21 protein-coding genes, 2 tRNA genes and 1 other RNA gene are annotated in these 19,948 nt (G+C 71.2%); 16 read left to right on the top strand and 8 right to left on the bottom strand.

What is annotated here, in order from left to right:
* Nucleotides 1-69: 69 nt before the first annotated feature.
* The 3 genes from O7604_RS10585 to O7604_RS10595 all read left to right on the top strand — a co-directional run bounded on the left by O7604_RS10585 (nucleotide 70) and on the right by O7604_RS10595 (nucleotide 1,503).
* Nucleotides 70-240 carry a hypothetical protein gene (locus tag O7604_RS10585; protein ID WP_269703552.1) on the top strand — a complete coding sequence of 57 codons (171 nt, stop codon included), beginning with the start codon at nucleotides 70-72 and terminating at the stop codon, nucleotides 238-240.
* Between the two features lie 122 nt (nucleotides 241-362).
* Nucleotides 363-887: a tRNA adenosine deaminase-associated protein gene (locus O7604_RS10590; RefSeq protein WP_269703553.1), complete on the top strand. Its 525-nt coding sequence runs from the start codon at nucleotides 363-365 to the stop codon at nucleotides 885-887.
* 148 nt (nucleotides 888-1,035) lie between these two features.
* Nucleotides 1,036-1,503: a nucleoside deaminase gene (locus O7604_RS10595; RefSeq protein WP_348651006.1), complete on the top strand. Its 468-nt coding sequence runs from the start codon at nucleotides 1,036-1,038 to the stop codon at nucleotides 1,501-1,503.
* A 17-nt stretch (nucleotides 1,504-1,520) separates the two neighbouring features.
* On the opposite strand, the gene O7604_RS10600 is transcribed toward O7604_RS10595, so the two are convergent.
* From O7604_RS10600 to deoD, 3 genes are all read right to left on the bottom strand, one after another.
* Nucleotides 1,521-1,988 (bottom strand): thioesterase family protein, encoded by a 468-nt coding sequence (locus O7604_RS10600; RefSeq protein WP_281579525.1) that lies wholly within the window; start codon nucleotides 1,986-1,988, stop codon nucleotides 1,521-1,523.
* Nucleotides 1,985-2,623: a TetR/AcrR family transcriptional regulator gene (locus O7604_RS10605; protein WP_281579526.1), complete on the bottom strand. Its 639-nt coding sequence runs from the start codon at nucleotides 2,621-2,623 to the stop codon at nucleotides 1,985-1,987. The genes O7604_RS10600 and O7604_RS10605 overlap by 4 nt, the downstream gene beginning before the upstream one ends.
* Nucleotides 2,624-2,734: 111 nt before the next feature.
* Complete coding sequence (gene deoD / locus O7604_RS10610) at nucleotides 2,735-3,442, bottom strand: purine-nucleoside phosphorylase (protein ID WP_043327826.1); 708 nt, start codon at nucleotides 3,440-3,442, stop codon at nucleotides 2,735-2,737.
* A 75-nt stretch (nucleotides 3,443-3,517) separates the two neighbouring features.
* On the opposite strand from deoD, the gene O7604_RS10615 reads away from it, so the two are divergent.
* Together O7604_RS10615 and O7604_RS10620 are read left to right on the top strand one after the other, a co-directional pair.
* A tRNA-Ser gene (locus O7604_RS10615) sits at nucleotides 3,518-3,604 on the top strand.
* A 109-nt stretch (nucleotides 3,605-3,713) separates the two neighbouring features.
* Nucleotides 3,714-4,793 carry a hypothetical protein gene (locus tag O7604_RS10620; RefSeq protein WP_281579527.1) on the top strand — a complete coding sequence of 360 codons (1,080 nt, stop codon included), beginning with the start codon at nucleotides 3,714-3,716 and terminating at the stop codon, nucleotides 4,791-4,793.
* A 39-nt stretch (nucleotides 4,794-4,832) separates the two neighbouring features.
* Here O7604_RS10620 and O7604_RS10625 read toward each other — a convergent pair whose 3' ends face one another.
* Nucleotides 4,833-5,354 carry a hypothetical protein gene (locus tag O7604_RS10625; RefSeq protein WP_281579528.1) on the bottom strand — a complete coding sequence of 174 codons (522 nt, stop codon included), beginning with the start codon at nucleotides 5,352-5,354 and terminating at the stop codon, nucleotides 4,833-4,835.
* Nucleotides 5,351-5,965, bottom strand: a complete 615-nt coding sequence (locus tag O7604_RS10630; protein ID WP_269703561.1) for a hypothetical protein — start codon at nucleotides 5,963-5,965, stop codon at nucleotides 5,351-5,353. The genes O7604_RS10625 and O7604_RS10630 overlap by 4 nt, the downstream gene beginning before the upstream one ends.
* Before the next feature lie 233 nt (nucleotides 5,966-6,198).
* Here O7604_RS10630 and O7604_RS10635 point away from each other — a divergent pair, with 233 nt between their 5' ends.
* Both O7604_RS10635 and O7604_RS10640 read left to right on the top strand, forming a co-directional pair.
* Entirely contained in the window at nucleotides 6,199-6,531 is a 333-nt protein-coding gene (locus O7604_RS10635; protein ID WP_281579529.1) for a YciI family protein, read from the top strand.
* Nucleotides 6,528-7,748: an RNA polymerase sigma factor gene (locus O7604_RS10640; RefSeq protein WP_281579530.1), complete on the top strand. Its 1,221-nt coding sequence runs from the start codon at nucleotides 6,528-6,530 to the stop codon at nucleotides 7,746-7,748. Before O7604_RS10635 ends, O7604_RS10640 begins: the two co-directional genes overlap by 4 nt.
* Before the next feature lie 20 nt (nucleotides 7,749-7,768).
* On the opposite strand, the gene O7604_RS10645 is transcribed toward O7604_RS10640, so the two are convergent.
* The 3 genes from O7604_RS10645 to O7604_RS10655 form a co-directional block, all read right to left on the bottom strand.
* Complete coding sequence (locus tag O7604_RS10645; protein ID WP_281579531.1) at nucleotides 7,769-8,482, bottom strand: hypothetical protein; 714 nt, start codon at nucleotides 8,480-8,482, stop codon at nucleotides 7,769-7,771.
* 70 nt (nucleotides 8,483-8,552) lie between these two features.
* Nucleotides 8,553-9,122 (bottom strand): hypothetical protein, encoded by a 570-nt coding sequence (locus O7604_RS10650; RefSeq protein WP_281579532.1) that lies wholly within the window; start codon nucleotides 9,120-9,122, stop codon nucleotides 8,553-8,555.
* Between the two features lie 125 nt (nucleotides 9,123-9,247).
* Nucleotides 9,248-9,332 (bottom strand) — tRNA-Ser (locus O7604_RS10655).
* Between the two features lie 81 nt (nucleotides 9,333-9,413).
* Here O7604_RS10655 and ffs point away from each other — a divergent pair.
* The 9 genes from ffs to O7604_RS10700 all read left to right on the top strand — a co-directional run bounded on the left by ffs (nucleotide 9,414) and on the right by O7604_RS10700 (nucleotide 19,934).
* Nucleotides 9,414-9,503, top strand: an RNA gene (ffs, locus tag O7604_RS10660) — signal recognition particle sRNA small type.
* Nucleotides 9,504-9,610: 107 nt separating this feature from the next.
* On the top strand, nucleotides 9,611-12,655 hold the full coding sequence (locus O7604_RS10665) for a DNA polymerase III subunit gamma and tau (RefSeq protein WP_281579533.1): 3,045 nt from the start codon (nucleotides 9,611-9,613) through the stop codon (nucleotides 12,653-12,655).
* Between the two features lie 108 nt (nucleotides 12,656-12,763).
* Nucleotides 12,764-13,072, top strand: coding sequence for a YbaB/EbfC family nucleoid-associated protein (locus O7604_RS10670; protein ID WP_064446817.1), 309 nt, complete (start codon nucleotides 12,764-12,766; stop codon nucleotides 13,070-13,072).
* 8 nt (nucleotides 13,073-13,080) lie between these two features.
* Nucleotides 13,081-13,674: a recombination mediator RecR gene (gene recR, locus O7604_RS10675; RefSeq protein ID WP_269703570.1), complete on the top strand. Its 594-nt coding sequence runs from the start codon at nucleotides 13,081-13,083 to the stop codon at nucleotides 13,672-13,674.
* A 323-nt stretch (nucleotides 13,675-13,997) separates the two neighbouring features.
* Complete coding sequence (locus O7604_RS10680) at nucleotides 13,998-15,659, top strand: ABC transporter substrate-binding protein (RefSeq protein WP_281579534.1); 1,662 nt, start codon at nucleotides 13,998-14,000, stop codon at nucleotides 15,657-15,659.
* Nucleotides 15,660-15,737: 78 nt separating this feature from the next.
* Nucleotides 15,738-16,742 carry an ABC transporter permease gene (locus O7604_RS10685; RefSeq protein ID WP_281579535.1) on the top strand — a complete coding sequence of 335 codons (1,005 nt, stop codon included), beginning with the start codon at nucleotides 15,738-15,740 and terminating at the stop codon, nucleotides 16,740-16,742.
* On the top strand, nucleotides 16,739-17,707 hold the full coding sequence (locus tag O7604_RS10690) for an ABC transporter permease (protein WP_269703575.1): 969 nt from the start codon (nucleotides 16,739-16,741) through the stop codon (nucleotides 17,705-17,707). Before O7604_RS10685 ends, O7604_RS10690 begins: the two co-directional genes overlap by 4 nt.
* Nucleotides 17,708-17,718: 11 nt before the next feature.
* The gene (locus O7604_RS10695; RefSeq protein ID WP_269703577.1) at nucleotides 17,719-18,834 is read left to right on the top strand and encodes an ABC transporter ATP-binding protein; all 1,116 of its coding nucleotides are present in this window, start codon (nucleotides 17,719-17,721) and stop codon (nucleotides 18,832-18,834) included.
* A complete protein-coding gene (locus O7604_RS10700; protein WP_269703578.1) occupies nucleotides 18,831-19,934 on the top strand; it encodes an oligopeptide/dipeptide ABC transporter ATP-binding protein in 1,104 nt (367 codons plus the stop codon). Before O7604_RS10695 ends, O7604_RS10700 begins: the two co-directional genes overlap by 4 nt.
* Nucleotides 19,935-19,948 lie beyond the last annotated feature (14 nt).

The raw sequence follows: 19,948 nt of genomic DNA on the forward strand, positions 1-19,948 counted from the left end.
TCGGTGCCGGTTTCGCTGCGTAGCGAAGGCCACCTTGACGTACGCGTGAGGACGGTCCACGCTCGCGGTATGGCCTGGACCACATCGCCGCGGCTCGACCCCGACCGGAGCCGCCGTCGCCTGCAACTCCTCGCCGAGTTGGCCGGTGCGCGTGCGGTACAGCAGCGCCAACGGCCGCAGCGGGCCCGCACCGAACGGCTGCGCCAACTCATCGCCACCCGCCGGCGCGTCGTCGGCTGACCGGCTTTCTCCCGAGGAACGGCCGGCCCATACGGGGCGTTGACCGCTCGCCTGCCGACCCGACCGGTTAACGTGCATCGCGTGACGTGTCGGCGTGCTGCCGAGGCCAATTTGGGGGGACCGTGTCGTACTTCGCTGCTGCCGTGGCGCGCGTCGACGGCGGCTGGACCGCCGGCGAGGTGAGCCTGCGAGGCGTCACCGACATCGAGGAGGTGGCCGACCGGCTGCGCGACGTCGAGCCGGACGCCGACCTCTCGCTGCTGTTCGTCGAGGCCGACGACACGTACCTGGTCGTCATGCGCCTGGACGAGGGGGAGGACCTGCGGGTCTTCGGCTCGGACTCGGCGTACGCGGAGGAGTCCCGGCTGGGTGCGCTGCTCGTCGGCGACCTGAAGACCTCGGTGACCGGGCTGGAGGATGTCGACGAGCCGCGTGCCTCCGCCGGCGACGACGACACCGAGCAGCCTGCTGTGGACCCGGAGGCAGACCCGGTCGGCGACGCGGACCTGCTGACCGACCTGGGGATCCCGGCGCAGAAGCTGCTGGCGCTCTGCGCGCACGAGGGCTCCATGCCGGCCGACGTGACAGCCGAGATCTGCCAGGTGCTGGGCTGCGTGGACGAGGTCGAGGAGCTGCGTGAGGTCTGAGTCCGGGGAGTCCCTGACGCCCGGCGCCGCCGAACCGGCCGACGCGACCGATCCGTCGCTGGAGACCGTACGCCCGGGGCAGCCCACCCCCGGGCGGGCCGCACGCGTCGGTCCCGGCGCGGACGAGGCACTCGCCGACTCGGGCGCGGTGGGCCGCCGGCAGCGGCACGAGCTGTGGATGCGCCGGGCCCTCGAGGTCGCGGCGACCGGCCCGGACGGTGCGACCCCCGACGCCGACGACGTGCCGGTCGGCGCGGTGCTCTACGGCCCCGACGGGACCGAACTGGCGATCGGCCGCAACGAGCGGGAGCTGACCGGCGACCCGACCGCGCACGCCGAGGTGCTGGCGTTGCGCCGGGCCGCGCAGCGGCTGGGCCGCTGGCGGCTGGACGACTGCACGCTCGTGGTGACGCTGGAACCGTGCACCATGTGCGCCGGGGCGATCGCGCTGGCGCGCGTCCCGACAGTGGTGTTCGGCGCGTGGGAACCGAAGACCGGCGCCGTCGGGTCACTCTGGGACGTGCTGCGCGACCGCCGCGTCACGCACCGCCCCGAGGTGTACGGCGGCGTGCTGGAACGCGAGAGCGCTGCGCTGTTGCGCGCGTTCTTCCGCTGAGGAGTTCTGGTCCTGTCTCAGGCTCCGGCCGGCGCGGGGCGCAGCAGCGTCGCGGCGATCGCGCGGCCGACCTCGGTCCAGGCGGTCGGACGCAGCGTGGCCGGGTCGAGCCGAACGATCGACCGGGTGCCGGTGGCGTGCACGGTGGCGCCGTCAACCGAGCGGAACTCGAAGGCGTACTGGGCGCTGCTGGTGCCGAAATGCTCCAGCCAGAAGTGCACCGCCACCGTGCCGACGCCGACGACCGGCGCCCGGTAGGTGATGGTGAACTCGCGGACCGCGTGGAACACGTCCGGTGCGGCGTGCACGTCGCCCCGGAAGGCGACGCCGCGTTCGGCCCAGTACGGCGTCAGGGCGCGTTCCAGCAGCACCGCGTAGCGGGCGTTGTGCAGGATGCCCATCGCGTCGAGGTCGTCGAAGTGCACCGGCACGTGCTCGACGTGCCCGAACTCGGCGACCGGCAGGTCGGTGGTGGCGTGGCTCATGACTGGCCTTCCGGTAGCAGGGTCGGATCCGGGCAGAGCGCCCGCAGCCGGGTCAGCAGACCCTGGCGGGCGTGCCGGTAGCTGGCGTCCGGGTCGAGCAGCCGGGACCGCATCACCGCGCTGATCCCCAGCGCGTCGATCTCGTACGCGAGCAGCGGCACGTCCAGATCGGCGGGCAGCTCGCCGAGGTCGACGGCCTCCTGGACGAGGCGTTCCAGCAGCGCGGTCCAGCGGGCGAACGCCTCGGCGAGCCGGTCCCGGACCGGGCCGGGACGGGCGTTGTACTCGAACTCGGTGTTGGCGAAGAAGCAGCCGCCGGGCAGCACCCGGGCGGCGTAGAAGTCGATCCGGGCGTCGTGCAGCGCACGCAGCCGGCGTACGCCCCGGGGGGCGAGCAGGGCGGGCGCGACGATCCGCTCCTGCCACTGCGCCACGGCCCGGTCGACGGTGGCGAGTTGCAGTGCCTCCTTGGAGCGCCAGTGCGCGAAGAGGCCGGACTTGCTGACCTCCAGCCGGTCGGCGAGCTGGGCCAGGGAGAGGCCGTGCAGGCCGACCTCGGTCGCCAGCGCCACCGCGGTGTCGAGCACCGCGGTGCGGGTGCGGTCGCCACGGGCGACGCGGCCGTCGGAGTTCATGCGATCAGCGTAGGGGAAACAAGCACGACCGGTCGTATTTATTTTTGTGACGACGGTAACGCGGAACCGCCCCGCCACCGAGCGGTGGCGGGGCGGTCCGGGTCGGTCCGGTCAGGCGATGATGGTGTCCAGCGCGATCTCGACCATCTGGCCGAACGTCTGCTCGCGCTCCTGCGACGTGGTCTTCTCGCCGGTCTTGATGTGATCGCTGACGGTCAGGATGGTCAGCGCGCGGGCCTTGAAGCGCGCCGCGATCGTGTAGAGCGCCGCCGACTCCATCTCCACCGCCAGCACGCCGTAGTCGGCGAGCGTGTCGTACAGGTCCGGCCGGTCCGTGTAGAAGGCGTCCGCCGCCAGGATCGGCCCGACCCGCATGCTGATGCCGCGCCGCTCGGCCACCTCGACCGAGGTACGCAGCAGCCCGAAGTCGGCCACCGGGGCGTAGTCGATCAGCCCGTCGAAGCGCATCCGGTTCATGTTCGAGTCGGTGGACGAACCGATGGCCGCCACCACGTCCCGCAGCTGCAGATCCTCGGTCAGCGCGCCGCAGGAGCCGACCCGGATCAGCGACTTCACGCCGTACTCGTTGACCAGCTCGTGCGCGTAGATCGAGGCGGACGGCATGCCCATGCCGGAGCCCTGGACGGACACGTCGACACCGTTCCACTTCCCGGTGAAGCCCAGCATGCCGCGCACCGTCGTGTAGCAGCGGGCCCCTTCCAGGTAGGTCTCCGCGATCCACTTGGCCCGCAGCGGGTCGCCCGGCATCAGGACCCGCTCGGCGATCTCTCCCGGCTCAGCGCCGATGTGCGTACTCATGGCAAAGATCCTGCCAGGCCGGGCCGAGGGATACCGGTTCGGCGTCCAAGCCGGCGGTCCTGTACCCTCGTCGGCGGTGGCGTGTCCGAGTGGCCTAAGGAGCACGCCTCGAAAGCGTGTGAGGGTTTACGCCCTCCGCGGGTTCAAATCCCGCCGCCACCGCTCGTGAACAGCGAGAACGCCCGGTCGATCCGCGAGGATCGCACCGGGCGTTCCGCTTGTGCCCCTCGGCAAGCCGGTTGTGTGACGAGGGTCGATGCGCCTATAACTGTTGTCGGCTCCCGCCGGCAGTCGGCGGGCTCTGCACGGGGGACAAATGAAGATCAGATCGGTCCTTGCTGCCGGCGTTCTCGCCGCTGTCCTGTTGGCCTTCGGCTCGCCGGCCCCGGCCCAGGCCGCCGACGTCCTGCAGGTCAACTCTGCCTACAACGACTCGTCGGACGACCTCGGAAGACTGTACGTCTCCGTCACCTCGTCCCAGCCGGTTGCCGAGATCCGCGCGGAACTCGTCGACGAGGAGACCGGGGCGCTGGTCGCGCGCGCCACGGACTTCGTGCTCCACTCGGAGGCTCCGGAGAAGACCGTCTTCCGCACTTCGGCGCCCCTGATTCTCGACGCGCTCGGCGACTACCTCGTGCACGTCGCGGTGACCGACGTTGCGGGCAACCACGTACGGCAGGAGCGTGCCGGGTGGATCCTCTACCGGGTCGTCACCTTCCTGGAGGATGTGACGATCAACCCCACCACCGTCGACTACGACAACCGCCAGGTGGCTGTCCGGGGGGTGCTCAAGGGCCGCTGGCCGGGCACCGGCGAGGTTCGGCCGCTCGCCGACTTCCCGGTCCAGGTCAACAGCAGCTTCGACCCGACTCCGGCCATCACTGCGTCCGACGGCTCATTCGGCAAGACGGTCACCATCTACGCCATCAGCCCGGAAGTCGACATCTCCTACTCCTACTCCCTGGGCCGGCCGTACTTCGAGTACATTCCCCAGCAGATTTTCCCGATCACGATCGATCCGCGGGAGACCCGGATCACGGCAAAGGTGAATCGCACCCGGGTGGCAGCGGGCCAGAGCGTCCGGCTCACCGGACAGCTGTCGTGGCTCACCGCCTCCGGGTGGGCCCCGCATGCCAACCAGGTCCACGACATCTACCTGGACCTGTGCGACGACAACCGCTGTTACGCCACCTACGGTCCGCTCGACACCGACGGCAAGGGCCAGTTCGCAGCAGACGTGGTCCCTCTTCACAGCGGATACTTCATCATCGGCTACTCACCGTCGGACCGGTTCGTGGCCGGCAGTTCGGGTCGGACGAAGGCTGTCACCGTAGTGGCGGCTCAGCGGTAGCGGAGCGCTGTTCGGCCCCTGCCGACTCCTGCCCTATGGTCAGCAGGGGCCGTAGCCCTCGTCGAAGAGGCGGCGGGCCCAGTCCGCGTACCCGGCGATGATCTCGCGGACGGTGACCCCGTCGTGCAGGAACAGGTACGCGCGGTCTCCGTCGCGGGCGAGCAGCCCGGCGAAGCGGTGACTGCCGGGCGGCGCCGGCAGGTCGACGGCGCCAGGGTACGCGGCGCGGACCTCGCCCACCGGCGTGCCGGCGCTGATGCCCTCCGGTGTGCTCATCGGGTCGTCGAGCCAGAGCAGGACGAGCCGGTCGTCGACGAAGATCGGGCTGACCGCACCGTGTCCGACCAGCGCGGGCCCGCATGCCTCCTCGTCGGCGCGCAGCACGCCGCGCCGGGTCAGGTCCGCCTCGGTGTCACCGAACTCCGCGTCGCGCAGGCCGTCCAGGCTGACCACCTGCGTGACGCCGACCGGTTCGGCCGGCCACTGTGGATGAACGCCGCTGCCGGCTGCGGACGCGGCAGCAAGCAGTGCGGCAATAAAGCCGAATTGTCGTAGTTTCATGCAATCCCCCAGTCACCAACGGGACCGGGGCGATGAGGTTGCTGCTGCGGGTCGGATTGGCGTAGTTCCCACTCTTCGGCCAACTCGTCCCAGTAGTCGGCGGACAGTCCGCGCCGGCCGTGCGCCAGCCAGCCGTCCGTGTCGCGTTCCAGGTGCAGGCCCAGCTCGGCGAACGGGTCGATCCACGCGCCCGGCTCCGCGCCCAGCCGGGCCAGCGCGGTGTTGATCGGCCACTCGGTCCGCGGCCGGTCCAGCGCGGCGTCGTACCGCGGGCCCCAACTCACCTCGCCGCCCAGCCAGACCACCGCCGACTGGTGGCCCAGGCCACCCGCGAACTCCGCTTCCAGGTACGCCACCGGGCCGCTGGTCGACCAGCGGGCCAGCACGTCGGCCAGGGGCGGCGAGAGCACCAGCCGGAACGGGCGCTCGGCGTGCGGCTCGTCGGTGGCGTAGTCCGGCAGGCCGCCGGTCAGTTCCTGCACCAGTTGCGGGGTGACAGGCAGCAGCGCGAAGTCCTGGCGGAGCGCGGCGAGCACCGCGTGGTCGAGGTCGGCGGTCTGCTCGCGAAGCAACTCGACGTCGGCGACCACGGCGCTGAGCTGGTAACTCATCCGGTCCTCTCGGCGTCCACAGGCTGTGGATGGAACATGTGTACGACCGGTCGTCGGGTGCCTCGGCGCGCTCGGCGCGTGACGCGGCCGATGCCCAACGTACGGGCGCGGCAGCGCTGCCGCATCATCACGCCCGATACTTGCTCCGCACGGTTGTCGGATCGGGGCGGCGGCGTTCGTAGCCGGGGTGACGGCAGCCCGGCCGGCGGCCGACGACGGCGAAAGAGGAACCGATGGCGCAGTACCTGATCTCCGTACTCGACGACACGACCGGCTCGGCCACCGAGGAGGAGATGGCCGCGATCGGTGAGTTCAACGAACGGTTGCGCTCCGGCGGGCACTGGGTCTTCGCCGGTGGGCTCGCCGCACCGGAGACGGCCACAGTCGTGGATGCGCGGGGCGGAAGTTCGCTGCTCACCGACGGACCCTACGTGGAGACGAAGGAGTACGTCGGCGGGTTCTGGATCATCGAGGCGCCGGACTTCGACGTGGCGCTGCCGCTCGCCGCGCTGGCGTCGCAGCGGTGCAACAGGCGGGTCGAGCTGCGGCCGTTCCTGGTCGCGTGACAGACGTCGGCGAGGCGCTCACCCGGGTCCACCGCGAGGAATGGGCCCGGGTGGTGGCCACGCTCGCCCGGCGCATCGGCGACCTCGACGTCGCGGAGGAGATGACCGCCGAGGCGTTCGCCGCCGCCGTCGAGCGGTGGTCGGCCGACGGCGTACCGCCGAACCCCGGCGCGTGGCTCACCACCACCGCGTACCGGCGGGCCGTCGACCGGATCCGGCGCGAGAGCCGGCGGGACGACAAGCACCGGGAGGCGCTGATGCTGGCCGACGTGCCGGAACCGCTCGGTGTCATCGACGACGACCGGCTCCGCCTGATCTTCACCTGCTGTCACCCGGCGCTGGCCATGGAGGCGCGGGTGGCGCTGACGCTGCGCCTTGTCGGCGGGCTCACCGTGCCGGAGATCGCCCGCGCGTACCTGATCCAGGAGCCCGCCATGGGCAGGCGGATCACCCGGGCCAAGACGAAGATCAAGGCAGCCGGCATCCCGTACCGGGTGCCGTCCCGCGAGGACCTGCCGGCCCGGGTCGCCGGCGTGCTCGCCGTCCTCTACCTGATCTTCAACGAGGGCTACCTCGCCTCGAATCCGGGCAAGGAGGCGGTCCGCGCCAACCTGACCGCCGAGGCGATCCGGCTCACCCGGCTGGTCCGTACGCTGCTGCCCGACGACCACGAGGCCGCCGGGCTGCTGGCGCTGATGCTGCTCACCGAGGCCCGCCGCCCCGCCCGGGTCTCCGCGACAGGGGAACTCGTCGTCCTCGCCGAGCAGGACCGCAGCGCCTGGGACCGGGAGCTGATCGCCGAGGGACACGCCTTGGTCCGCGCGTGCATCGCCGCCGGACGGCCGCCGGGCCGCTACCAGATCCTCGCCGCGATAAACGCCGTCCACACCGACGCCCGCGACGCGCGGGACACCGACTGGGCGCAGATCGCCGCGCTCTACGACCATTTGGTACGCGTCGACCCGTCGCCGATCGTGCGGCTCAACCGGGCGGTGGCGGTCGCCGAGCTGGACGGGCCGCAGGTCGCGCTCGCCGAGGTGGAGGCGTTGCCGCTGGAGGGCTACCACGCGTACCACGCGACGCGCGCCGAGTTGTTGCGGCGGATGGGGCGGGGCGGGGAGGCGCGGGCGGCGTACGACCGGGCGATCGAGTTGGCGGGAAACAGCGCGGAGACGGCGTATCTGAAGCGGCGGCGAGACCAGTTGGGCGGCAGATGAACGCCCGCGCGAACGGGCTTCTAGCCGAGTTCTCTGGCGCATGGTGAGTCGTGCGCGCCCCACCATGCGTCAATGCGCACACCGTGCCCGAGGCCGGCATCCACGGTGTGGTGCAGGCCGAGGTCGACGATGCGATCGTCGTACGGGCTGAACGGATGCGCGGGGTCCGCCCCCAACACCGGGCCGAAGGAGTCGAGCAACGGCTTCCAGAGGTTGGTCCACGTGCGACCGGGGCCGGTGGTGAGACTTACCTGCATCCACACCGGGCCGGGGTCAGCCGGAAGCACATGCGCCGCCAGCAATCGTCCCCGTAGCTCCTCTTTCCATGCCTTGTGTTCGTATGACCCGACCATGTGAGTGGTGAACTGCGGGACCGGGGCGACCGCCTGCGGCACTGCGGGCCCCACGGCCAGTGACGACCGAGCCGCCTGAACTTTTCGACCGAACACCGCAGCGAGGCGGCCCGCGTCGATTCGTTGTGCCACCGGGTAGAGGAAGTTGTCCAGGTCGCGTCCACCCGCATCGAGCGTCATGTTCTCCGGGAGGCCGACAACCATCTCGATCGCCAGCGGGCCGTCGACGCCCGCTCCCGCCGGCTCGGCCAACGTTGAGACGTGATCAAGGAACTGGGACAACCTCACCTGGCTCGGATGCCCGGCGCGCTCCCAGCTCGCCAGTTCCGGCTTGATTTGCAGCGTCATCGGCTGGCCCGGACGCTGATACAGCTGCCCCACTCGCCTGATCCTCCGACCACTCGCCCGGGGCCGCAAGGCTGTCGTGTGACCCCATGGCCGCCGATCTCGTTCAACCTTCGCCGGGTGCCCGCACGGTGAAGAGCTTGGCTTGAATTCGATCCTTGAGGATGTCGAAGGGCCCGACGGACTCTTGGACGTCGAGAGCGATGTTCTCGTCCGCGCGCCGGTAGTCGTCGTAGTAATGCGAGTAATGCTTCCCCGGAGGGCCCGCAACGACAGGGTCGGCGTAGGCGAGAACGATGTACTTGGACAGCCCCGGGACCGACTTGCGATCGTGGAGTTGCTGAACGCACCTCTGGAACTCGTGCAGGTTCTGAGGGCTGGGGCCACCCTTGAAGCCGGACGAGACGCCTGTATAGGGATCAAATCGCTGCGGGTGTACGTAGAACTTGAACTCGACGAACGCCTTCTCCTCGCCGCGATGCAGGACGAGGTCGATCCGTTCGCACTCCACGAACTGCTGCACGCCTTCGTCGACGTCATGCAGCTGCCGGCAGAAGAAGTGGCGAAAGACCGACTCGTTCCAGCTGGCCAGCGGCGCTCGTCGGAGCTCACCGGGCATGAACTCGATGGTGCGGAGGAAGGTTGATCGGACAACCGCATCCAGGCTCTGCCCCATCGACGGAACGTATCAGCCCGGCGGCTGGAAACGTTGAGGACAGAACGGCGAGCCGGTGGCCGCGGAGACGACGAAGGGCCGGTCCCCGATGGGGCCGGCCCTCGCGTTCGTGCTGCTCAAGAGAGCGGAGGATACGAGATTCGAACTCGTGAGGGTGTGAACCCAACACGCTTTCCAAGCGTGCGCCCTAGGCCTCTAGGCGAATCCTCCGCGAGCCAGGATACAGGTCTCCCGACGGCGGGCCACCCCACCCTCCCGGAAGATCCACAACCCTTCGGGTAGGCTTGGCGTCACCTCCCGTGCGGCGGTACCTCGTGAACCTCCCCAGGGCCGGAAGGCAGCAAGGATAAGCGAGCTCTGCCGGGTGCACGGGAGGCCTTTCTGTCTCCCGGGCCGGGTAACGTCGCTGCGGGTCGGGTCACGGGGTGGTGGGTGGTCACCCGGGGCCGACCGGCGCAGAATGGCTCGGTCGAGAGGAGGCGGGACGGGTGGCACTGGCCCTTTACCGCAAGTACCGGCCGCGGACGTTCGCCGAGATGATCGGCCAGGAGCAGGTCACCGAGCCGCTGTCGCAGGCGCTGCGCAGCGGGCGGCTCAACCACGCCTACCTCTTCTCCGGTCCGCGGGGCTGCGGCAAGACCTCCAGCGCCCGGATCCTGGCCCGCTCCCTCAACTGTGAGCAGGGCCCCACCCCCGAGCCGTGCGGGCAGTGCGACTCGTGCCGCGGCCTGGCTCCCGACGGCGGCGGCTCGATCGACGTCATCGAGATCGACGCGGCCAGCCACGGTGGTGTCGACGACGCCCGTGAGCTGCGCGAGAAGGCGTTCTTCGCCCCGGCCCGCAGCCGCTTCAAGATCTACATCATCGACGAGGCGCACATGGTCTCGTCGGCCGGCTTCAACGCCCTGCTCAAGCTGGTCGAGGAGCCCCCGGAGTACGTCAAGTTCATCTTCGCCACCACCGAACCGGAGAAGGTCCTCGGCACTATCAAGTCGAGGACCCACCACTACCCGTTCCGGCTGTTCCCGCCGAAGGTGGTCCGCCCCTACCTCGAGCAGCTCTGCGAGGCGGAGGGCGTCAAGGTCGAGCCGGCGGTCTTCCCGCTGGTGGTGCGTGCCGGCGGCGGCAGCATGCGCGACAGCCTCTCCGTACTCGACCAGCTCATCGCGGGCGCCGGCCCGGAGGGCGTCGACTACGCCCGGGCCGCCGCGCTGCTCGGCGTCACCGACACCGCGCTGATCGACGAGATGTGCGACGCGCTCGCCGCCGGTGACGGCGCCGCCGCGTACGCCACCGTCGACCGGGTCGCCGAGGCCGGGCACGACTCGCGCCGCTTCGCCTCCGACCTGCTGGAACGCCTCCGCGACCTGATCGTCCTGCAGCAGGTGCCCGACGCCGCCGCCCGGGGCCTCATCGACGGGCCGGCCGACCAGATCGAGCGGATGGCCGCCCAGGCCCAGCGCCTCGGCCCGGCCACGCTGTCCCGCTGCGCCGACATCGTGCACAACGGCCTGGTCGAGATGCGCGGCACCACAGCGCCCCGGCTGCTGCTGGAGCTGATCTGCGCGCGCATGCTCCTGCCCGGCGCGGACGACTCCTCGGCCGGCCTGCTCCAGCGCCTGGAGCGGATGGAGCGCCGGCTGACGCTGGGCGGCGCCGAGCTGCCGTCGGCCGCCGCCGACTCCGCGCACCCCGACCACACCCCTGGGGTACGCCCGGCGGCTCCCGCCCCGGGGGCGGCTGCCGCCGCGGTCCACCCGGATTCCGCCGGCAGGCCGGCGGCTGCCGGTGCCCCGACCGGGGCCGCCGCCGCACGTGCCGCTGCCGCCGCTGCGGCAGGCGCCCGGAGCGCCACACCCGGCTCCCGTCCGGTCGGCCCCGCCACCGGCACCCGTCCGGCCCCGAACGGTGCGGGCATCGATTCCCGCCCCGCGGCCGGTGCCGTTCCCGAGTCCGGTCCGGCATCTGCCGAGTCCGGCCCGCGTCCCGCCTCGGTGGGGACCGAAGCGGCCGCGGCTGCCGGGGTCCACCCGGCCACGGACGCCGGGTTCGCTGCGCTGGCCGCCGCCGAGCGGGCCGCCGCCGGCTCGACGACGTCCGGTCAGGCAGCCGCCCGACGCCCGGTACCGCCGTCCGCGGTGATGCCCGACCCGGCCACGCCCGAGCCGCCCCGCCCCGGCGCGGCGAATCCCGGCGCGCTCGACGCGGTAGCGGTGCGCCGCGTCTGGCCCGAGGTGGTCGGCAAGGTCAACCGGAGCAACAAGCGGATCGCCGCGCTGATGCGGGACGCGGTGGTACGCGACCTGGACGGCGACACGCTCGTGCTGACCGTGAAGTCGACGGTGCTGGCCAAGATGATGGCCGACCACGCCGCCGTGCTGACCGACGCGCTCTACGAGGAGCTGGGCGGCCGTTGGCAGATCCGCTGCGAGGTGGCCGGCGAGCGCGGTGCGGCCTCACTCGGTGGCCCGTCCCGCCCGTCCGGGGCGAGCCGTGCCCAGGCCGACGCCGCGCCGGGCCGCACCCCGTCCGACAGCGCTCCGGCCCGCCCGGCGTCCGACGCCAGGTCCGGTGGGCCGGATTCCGGGGCGGCAGGTGCTGCTCACGGCCGTCCGGACGCTGACGCCGGGTACCGCGACGTAGCCGACGCGGGAGCGAGCCGTCCCGGCTCCGACGCCGGTCCGAGCCGTCCCGGCTCCGAGGCGGGATCGGGCCGCCCGGGTTCAGCCCACTCCGGTCCGGGCCGTCCGGATTCCGCTGCCGTCGGGCACCCGGCGTCCGGTGGCGCGCCGGCACAGCCGGTGTCCGGCTCGGGCGGCACCACGGGCAGCCGACCCACTGGTAACCCGGCCACCGGCAGCCAAGGCGCGGGAAGCCAGGCCGGAGGACCGGCGGGCCGACCCGGCGCGGGTTCGGCCGACGCCTCGCACCGGACGGCGGCGACCGCTGCCGGTGACCAGGCCGGCGAGGAGGACTGGCCGGAGCCGGCCCGACCCGGTGGCGCGGCCACCGCCTCGGCCACCGGTACCGCCTCGACGACCGGCACCGCCTCGGCGGCGAGCACCGGGGGTGCGGAGGACTGGCCGGCGGCTGCCCGTCCGGGCGGGGGGACGGCGACCGCTACCGCGCCTGTCGTCGTACCCAAGCCGGCTGGACCTGCGACGGCGCCTGCCGGTGGGGCGAGGCCGGCGGGGCCGAAGAACAGCGCGATCGCGGCGGCGCGTGCGGCCGCGGCGGCTGCCGCCGCGGGCGGTGGTGCCGGCAAGGGGCCGCGCGCGGCGCAGCCGGCGCGGAAGACGGCCGATGCCGAGTGGGCGGGCGAGCCGCCCTACGACCCGGACTTCGACGGCCCGGTGCGGGGCGGGGGCGCGCCCGCGGCGGCGCCCGCCTACGAGGGGTTCGATCCGGGCGACGAGCCGCTCGACGAGGTGATCGACGAGCGGACCGCCCGGCAGTCGAGCGAGGAGCAGGCGGTGCAGCTGCTGCGCGAGACGTTCGGGGCGGAGAAGATCGACGAGGTGGACGCGCGCTGAGCGCGCGTCGACCGCGATTCAGCGGTGCCGTGGCCCGACTAGGCTGGGCGCGGCCGACCAGACGAGTGGAAGAAGGAGCGGTCCGTGCGCCCAGGTGGACAGCCGAACATGCAGCAGATGCTGAAGCAGGCGCAGAAGATGCAGCAGCAGATCGCCAAGGCCCAGGCCGAGCTGGCCGAGGCGGAGCTGACCGGCACCGCCGGTGGGGGCCTGGTCACCGCGACCGTCGCCGGTACCGGTGAGCTGAAGGCGATCAAGATCGACCCGAAGGCGGTCGACCCGGAGGACGTCGAGACGCTCGAGGACCTGGTCGTCGCGGCCGTGCACAACGCCGCCGAGGCGGCCCGCGAGCTGACCGAGAAGAAGATGGGCCCGCTCGCGGGCGGCATGGGCGGCCTCGGCCTGCCCGGGTTCTGAGCCGGCAGATGTACGAGGGTGCCATCCAGGATCTGATCGACGAGCTGGGCCGGTTGCCGGGCGTGGGCCCGAAGAGTGCCCAGCGGATCGCGTTCCACGTGCTGTCGGCGGATCCGGCCGACGTCAACCGGCTGGCCGGCGCGCTGCGCAAGGTGAAGGACCTGGTCCGGTTCTGCACGACCTGCTACAACGTGGCCGAGTCGGAGCAGTGCCGGATCTGCCGCGACCCACGGCGTACCGACGAGGTGCTCTGCGTGGTCGAGGAGCCGAAGGACGTGGTGGCGATCGAGCGGACCGGCGAGTTCCGCGGGCGCTACCACGTGCTCGGCGGCGCGATCAATCCGCTGGAGGGCATCGGCCCGGACAACCTGCGGATCCGTGAGCTGATGACCCGCCTGGGCAGCGGCGAGGTCCGCGAGCTGATCCTCGCCACCGACCCCAACACCGAGGGCGAGGCGACGGCCACCTATCTGGCTCTGATGGTCAAGCCGATGGGGATCGCCGTGACCCGGCTCGCGAGTGGACTGCCGGTCGGCGGCGACCTCGAGTACGCCGACGAGATCACGCTGGGCCGGGCCTTCGAGGGCCGCCGGGCCGTCTGAGTTCTGTCGTACCGCCTCCGGCGGGTGCCCCTCGGGGTGCCCGCCGGACGTGTCTCCGGGCCGGGCCGGGACACCCGTCGATCTGACAGGAGCGTGCGTCCGGGACCGGATCGACGTAATAAATTCGCCCTTCAAACCGACGAAACGTCGGTGGCCTAAGGGATTCTCCTTCGATTCGCATGCCTCGTTGCGGAACAGACACGATTCGATACCAACCCACCCCCCGCCGGTTTCCGGGCCGTCCGCGCGAGGGCTAAGGTCTGCGCACATCGGTGACCCTGTCACCACGTTGTCCGTACCCCCAAGGACGAGGTGAAAGCACCATGCGTGCATCGAGGCCGAAGGTCGCAATCGCGGCCGTCGCGGTCGCGGCCCTCGCGGTTGCAGGCTGCGCCGAGAGCGACCGTGAGAGTGGCTCCGGAGATAGCAAGAAGGACACCCTCGTCTTCGGCGTCGCCGGAGACCCGAAGGTGCTCGACCCCAGCTTCGCCAGCGACGGTGAGTCGCTGCGCGTGGCGCGCCAGGTCTTCGAGACCCTGGTCCGTCCGGAGGAGGGCGGCACCAAGGTGACGCCGGGCCTCGCCGAGTCCTGGACGCCGGACGCGGCGGGCACCACCTGGACGTTCAAGCTCCGCTCGGGAGTCAAGTTCCACGACGGCACCGACTTCAACGCCGAAGCCGTCTGCGCCAACTTCGACCGCTGGTACAACGCCAAGGGCCTCATGCAGAGCCCGGACGTGACCGCCTACTGGCAGGACGTCATGGGCGGGTTCGCCAAGAACGAGGACCCGGAGCTGGGGCCGAGCCTCTTCAAGTCCTGCACCGCCAAGGACGCCACCACTGTGGACCTCGCGTTCACCCGGGTCTCCAGCAAGATCCCGGCCGCGCTGATGCTGCCGTCGTTCTCGATCCAGAGCCCCAAGGCGATGGAGCAGTACGACGCGAGCAACGTGACCGGCACCGCCGAGGACATCAAGTACCCGGCGTACGCGATGGAGCACCCGACCGGCACCGGTCCGTTCAAGTTCAAGGCGTGGGACATCGCGAACAAGACGCTCACCATCGAGCGCAACGACGACTACCACGGCGACAAGGCCAAGCTGAAGACCATCATCTTCAAGACGATCTCGGACGAGAACGCCCGCAAGCAGGCGCTCCGCTCGGGTGACATCCAGGGCTACGACCTGGTCGGCCCGGCGGACGTGGAGCCGCTGAAGAAGGAGGGCTTCAACGTCCTCACCCGGCCCGCCTTCAACATCCTCTACCTGGCGATCAACCAGAAGGGGAACCCGAAGCTGGCCGACCTGAAGGTCCGGCAGGCCATCGCGCACGCGCTGAACCGGCAGGCCCTGGTCGACTCGAAGCTGCCCCCGGGCGCCAAGGTCGCGATGAACTTCTTCCCGGACACCGTCGAGGGCTGGAACGGCGACGTCACCAAGTACGACTACGACCCCGCCAAGGCCAAGGCCCTGCTGGCCGAGGCCGGCGCGTCGAACCTGACGCTGAAGTTCCACTACCCGACCGAGGTCACCCGGCCGTACATGCCGAACCCGAAGGACATCTTCGAGCTGCTCTCGGCGGACCTCAAGGCGGTCGGCATCAACGTCCAGGCCATTCCGCTGAAGTGGAGCCCGGACTACCTCAACGCCACCACCTCCGGCAGCAAGCACGACCTGCACTTCCTCGGCTGGACCGGTGACTACGGCGACGCGTACAACTTCATCGGTACCTTCTTCGACCGCCAGAAGGACGAGTGGGGCTTCAACAACCCCGCGCTCTTCGCGCAGTTCAAGGACGCCGACACCACCGCCGACGCGGCGGCCCGGACGGAGAAGTACAAGGCGCTGAACAAGACGATCATGGACTTCCTGCCGGGTGTGCCGATCTCGCACTCCCCGCCGGCGATCGTGTTCGGCAAGGACGTGACCGGGGTCAAGGCGAGCCCGCTCACCGACGAGCGGTACGCGACCGCAGAGTTCAAGTGATCTGAAGGCACCGTACGCGGGCGGGCGCTGTGACCACAGCGCCCGCCCGCACCCCTCCGCACCCCCTCCGAGGCGCCCGTGTTCCGGTTCATCGTCAGACGCCTGCTACAGCTGATACCCACGCTGTTCGGGCTCTCCGTCCTGCTGTTCATCTGGCTCCGCCGACTTCCCGGCGGGCCCGAGACCGCGATCCTCGGTGAACGGGGCACGCCCGAGTCACGCGCCGCCATCCGGCGCAACCTCGGCCTCGACGAGCCGATCCTGGTCCAGTACGCCCGCTTCCTGCGGCGGATGATCCGGCTCGACCTGGGCACCTCGACCGGTACGAAGCGGGCCGTCACCACGGAGTTCGTGGAGCGGTTCCCCGGCACCGTCGAGCTGACGCTCATGGCCATGATCCTCGCGGTCGGCATCGGCATCCCGCTGGGCTACCTGGCCGCCCGCCGCCGGGGCCGGTTCCTCGACCACGCCTCGGTCGGCGGATCGCTCATCGGCATCTGCATCCCGGTCTTCTTCCTGGCGTACGTGCTCAAGGCGATCTTCGCGGAGAACCTGGGCTGGTTCCCCTCCAGCGGCCGGCAGGACCCGACCATCGGGGCGACCCGGGTCACCAACTTCTTCGTCCTCGACGGGCTCATGACCCGCGAGTGGGACGCCGCCGCCGACGCGCTCTGGCACCTCGTGCTGCCGGGCATCGCGCTCGCCAGCATCCCGCTCGCGATCATCGTCCGGATCACCCGGGCCAGCGTGCTGGAGGTGCTCAACGAGGACTTCGTCCGGACCGCCGAGGCCAAGGGCCTGACCGAGCGGACCGTACGCCGCCGGCACGTGCTGCGTAACGCCATGCTGCCGGTGGCCACCTCGATCGGTCTGCAGACCGGTCTCCTGCTCTCCGGCGCGGTGCTCACCGAGACCGTGTTCGCCTTCAGCGGCATCGGCGCGTTCGTCGCCGAGTCGATCAGCCAGCGTGACTATCCGGTGCTGATGGGCTTCATCATGATCATTGCGGTGGTGTACGTGCTGGTGAATCTCCTGGTCGACCTCTCCTACAGCGTGATCGACCCGAGGGTGAGGGTGCGATGACCATCACCGGAGGAAAGAAGCGCGAGAAGATCGACCGGCTCGCCGAGCTGTCCGCCCGCGAGGACGAGCAGGGGGTGAGCCTCTGGAAGGAGGCGTTCCGCCGCCTGCGGCGCAACCCGGCGGCCATCATCGGCGTGGTCATCCTGGCCGTCTTCGTCCTGGTCGCGGTCATCGGGCCGTTCTTCGTCCCGTACAGCCCGACGGACTCCGTCGGCATCCGGGAAGGGCTGGTCAAGTCCGGCCAGGGCATCATCCCCGGCGCCTCCGCCGACCACTGGCTCGGCTTCGACCACCAGGGCCGGGACGAGTTCAGCCGGCTCATCGTCGGCGCGCGGCAGACGCTGCTCGTCGGCGTGGTCTCCACCCTGATCGGTCTCGCGGTCGGCGCGCTGATCGGCGGCGTCGCCGGTGCGGCGGCCGGGCTCGGCGGCCGCTGGGGCCGCTGGATCGACACCACCCTGATGCGCTTCATCGACATGCTGCTGGCCATGCCGAGCCTGCTGCTCGCGGTGAGCATCGCGGCGCTGCTCGGTGCCAGCCTCACCACCGTGATGATCGCCGTCGGTGTGGTGTCGGTGCCGATCTTCGCCCGGCTGCTGCGCGGCTCGATGATCGCCCAGTCCAACAGCGACTACGTGCTGGCCGCGACGGCGCTCGGTGTGAAGCGGTCCAAGATCGCCCTCACCCACGTGGTGCCGAACTCGATCGCGCCGGTCATCGTCCAGGCCACGCTGACGCTGGCCACCGCGATCATCGAGGCGGCCGCGCTGTCCTTCCTCGGCCTCGGCAACCCCGACTCGGCCATCCCGGAGTGGGGCGTCATGCTCGCCGACGCGCAGCCGTACCTGGGCATCCGGCCCGGTCTGGCGATCTACCCGGCGCTCGGCATCATCATCACCGCACTCGGGTTCACCCTGCTCGGTGAGGCGATGCGCGAGGCCCTCGATCCAAAGCTGCGGAAGTAGGTCAGTCAGTCATGGCACTGCTCGAAGTGGACGACCTCTCCGTCACGTTCGCCCGTCGTGGGCAGCGCACCGTGCACGCGGTGGACGGGGTGTCCTTCTCGGTCGACGCCGGCGAGGTGGTCGGCCTGGTCGGCGAGTCCGGCTGCGGCAAGAGCGTCACGTCGCTGGCCATCATGGGTCTGCTGCCCAAGCAGCCGGGCCTGCGGGTCGGCGGCAAGGCGGTCTTCGACGGCACCGACCTGCTCCAGCTCGACGACCGGGCCCGCCGCGACATCCGCGGCCGGGACGTCGCGATGATCTTCCAGGATCCGCTCTCCTCGCTGAACCCGGTCATTCCGATCGGGCTCCAGGTGACCGAAGTGCTGACCCGGCACCGGGGCATGAAGGGCGAGGCGGCCACCAAGGAGGCGGCCGAGCTGCTCGACCGGGTGGGCATACCGGACCCGCGCCGCCGGCTCAAGGAGTACCCGCACCAGCTCTCCGGCGGCATGCGGCAGCGGGCGCTGATCGCCATGGCGGTCGCCTGCCAGCCCCGGCTGCTGATCGCCGACGAGCCGACCACCGCGCTCGACGTCACCATCCAGGCGCAGATCCTGGAACTGCTGAAGGACCTGGTCCGGGACTCCGGCACCGCGCTCGTCATGATCACCCACGACCTCGGTGTGGTCGCCGGCATGTGCGACACCATCAACGTGCTCTACGCCGGCCGGGTGGTGGAGACGGCCACCCGCCGCCCGCTGTTCCGCCAGCCCCGGCACCCGTACACCGAGGGGTTGCTCGGCTCGGTGCCCCGCCTGGACGCCGGCCGCGGCGAACGGCTCAACCCCATCCCCGGCTCGGTGCGCGACGTGCTGCCCTGGCCGGACGGCTGCGCGTTCGCCCCGCGCTGCGCCCGCCGCGTCGACGCGTGCGTGGGCGAGCCGCCGGAGCTGGTGCTCACCCACGACGCGCGCAGCTACCGCTGCGTCAACCCGGTGCCGGTTCCCGGCCTGACCCCGGAGGCGGGCGCCCGGACGACCGCGCCGACGACCACCGAGCCGGGTGCGGTGCCGGCCCAGGCCGAGCCGGCCGACCCGCCCGCCGTGCCCGGCTTCGGGCCGGCTCCGCGCGAGGAGGAGACCCCATGAGCGACAACGACATCCTCGTCGAGGTCCGCGACCTGAAGGTGCACTTCCCGATCCGCCGGGGCGTGCTCTTCGACCGGACCGTCGGGCACGTCAAGGCGGTCGACGGGGTCGACCTGAGCATCCCGCGCGGCAAGACGTACGGGCTGGTGGGCGAGTCGGGCTGCGGCAAGTCCACGCTCGGCCGGGCGCTGCTCCAGCTCAACCCGCCGACCAGCGGAGAGGTGAAGTTCGACGGCGTCGAGCTGACCACGCTGCCGGCCGGCAAGCTGCGCACGATGCGCCGCCGGATGCAGATGATCTTCCAGGACCCGATGTCCAGCCTGGACCCGCGGCAGAACGTCGAGTCGATCCTCACCGAGGGCCTCCAGACCCACGGCATCGGCGCCAACCGGGACGACCGGCGGCGGATCATCGGGGAGACGCTCGACGCGGTGGGGCTGCCCAAGTGGGCGCTGTCCCGCTACCCGCACGAGTTCTCCGGCGGCCAGCGCCAGCGCATCGGCATCGCCCGCGCACTGGTGCTCGGCCCGGAGCTGATCGTCGCCGACGAGCCCGTCTCCGCGCTGGACGTGTCGATCCAGGCGCAGGTGGTCAACCTGCTCGACGAACTCCAGGACAGCCTCGGCCTGACCTACCTGGTCATCGCGCACGACCTGGCCGTGGTGCGGCACATCTCCGACATCGTCGGCGTGATGTACCTGGGCGCGCTCGTGGAGGAGGCGCCGAGCGACCGGCTCTACACCGAGCCGCTGCACCCGTACACCAGGGCGCTGATGTCGGCGGTGCCGGTGCCGGACCCGGACGTGGAGGACCGGCGCGAGCGCATCCTGCTCGCCGGTGACCTGCCCTCGCCGGCGAACCCGCCGTCGGGCTGCCGGTTTCACACCCGCTGCCCGTGGGCGCAGCCGACCCGCTGCGCCGACGAGCGGCCGGAACTGCGCCAGATCGGCGCCAGCCGGGTGGCCTGCCACTGGGCCGAGCAGATCGCCGCCGGTGAGCTGCGCCCGCACGAGGTGACCGCGAAGATCACCCGGCCGGAGGGCGAGGGCGAGGAGCCCGGCGTGGTTTCCGCGCCCAGCGAGCCCGGCTCGTACGTCTGACACGACGAAGCGCG

Origin of the sequence: Micromonospora sp. WMMA1947 (assembly GCF_027497355.1) — a bacterium.
In the GTDB taxonomy this organism is placed as follows: Bacteria; Actinomycetota; Actinomycetes; order Mycobacteriales; family Micromonosporaceae; genus Micromonospora.

Coding starts and splice junctions, on each gene's coding strand:
- O7604_RS10585 (WP_269703552.1), top strand. CDS start 70: ATGGCCTGGACCACATCGCCGCGGCTCGACCCCGACCGGAGCCGCCGT.
- O7604_RS10600 (WP_281579525.1), bottom strand. CDS start 1,988: ATGAGCCACGCCACCACCGACCTGCCGGTCGCCGAGTTCGGGCACGTC.
- O7604_RS10605 (WP_281579526.1), bottom strand. CDS start 2,623: ATGAACTCCGACGGCCGCGTCGCCCGTGGCGACCGCACCCGCACCGCG.
- deoD (WP_043327826.1), bottom strand. CDS start 3,442: ATGAGTACGCACATCGGCGCTGAGCCGGGAGAGATCGCCGAGCGGGTC.
- O7604_RS10625 (WP_281579528.1), bottom strand. CDS start 5,354: ATGAAACTACGACAATTCGGCTTTATTGCCGCACTGCTTGCTGCCGCG.
- O7604_RS10630 (WP_269703561.1), bottom strand. CDS start 5,965: ATGAGTTACCAGCTCAGCGCCGTGGTCGCCGACGTCGAGTTGCTTCGC.
- O7604_RS10635 (WP_281579529.1), top strand. CDS start 6,199: ATGGCGCAGTACCTGATCTCCGTACTCGACGACACGACCGGCTCGGCC.
- O7604_RS10650 (WP_281579532.1), bottom strand. CDS start 9,122: ATGGGGCAGAGCCTGGATGCGGTTGTCCGATCAACCTTCCTCCGCACC.
- O7604_RS10670 (WP_064446817.1), top strand. CDS start 12,764: ATGCAGCAGATGCTGAAGCAGGCGCAGAAGATGCAGCAGCAGATCGCC.
- recR (WP_269703570.1), top strand. CDS start 13,081: ATGTACGAGGGTGCCATCCAGGATCTGATCGACGAGCTGGGCCGGTTG.
- O7604_RS10680 (WP_281579534.1), top strand. CDS start 13,998: ATGCGTGCATCGAGGCCGAAGGTCGCAATCGCGGCCGTCGCGGTCGCG.
- O7604_RS10690 (WP_269703575.1), top strand. CDS start 16,739: ATGACCATCACCGGAGGAAAGAAGCGCGAGAAGATCGACCGGCTCGCC.
- O7604_RS10695 (WP_269703577.1), top strand. CDS start 17,719: ATGGCACTGCTCGAAGTGGACGACCTCTCCGTCACGTTCGCCCGTCGT.
- O7604_RS10700 (WP_269703578.1), top strand. CDS start 18,831: ATGAGCGACAACGACATCCTCGTCGAGGTCCGCGACCTGAAGGTGCAC.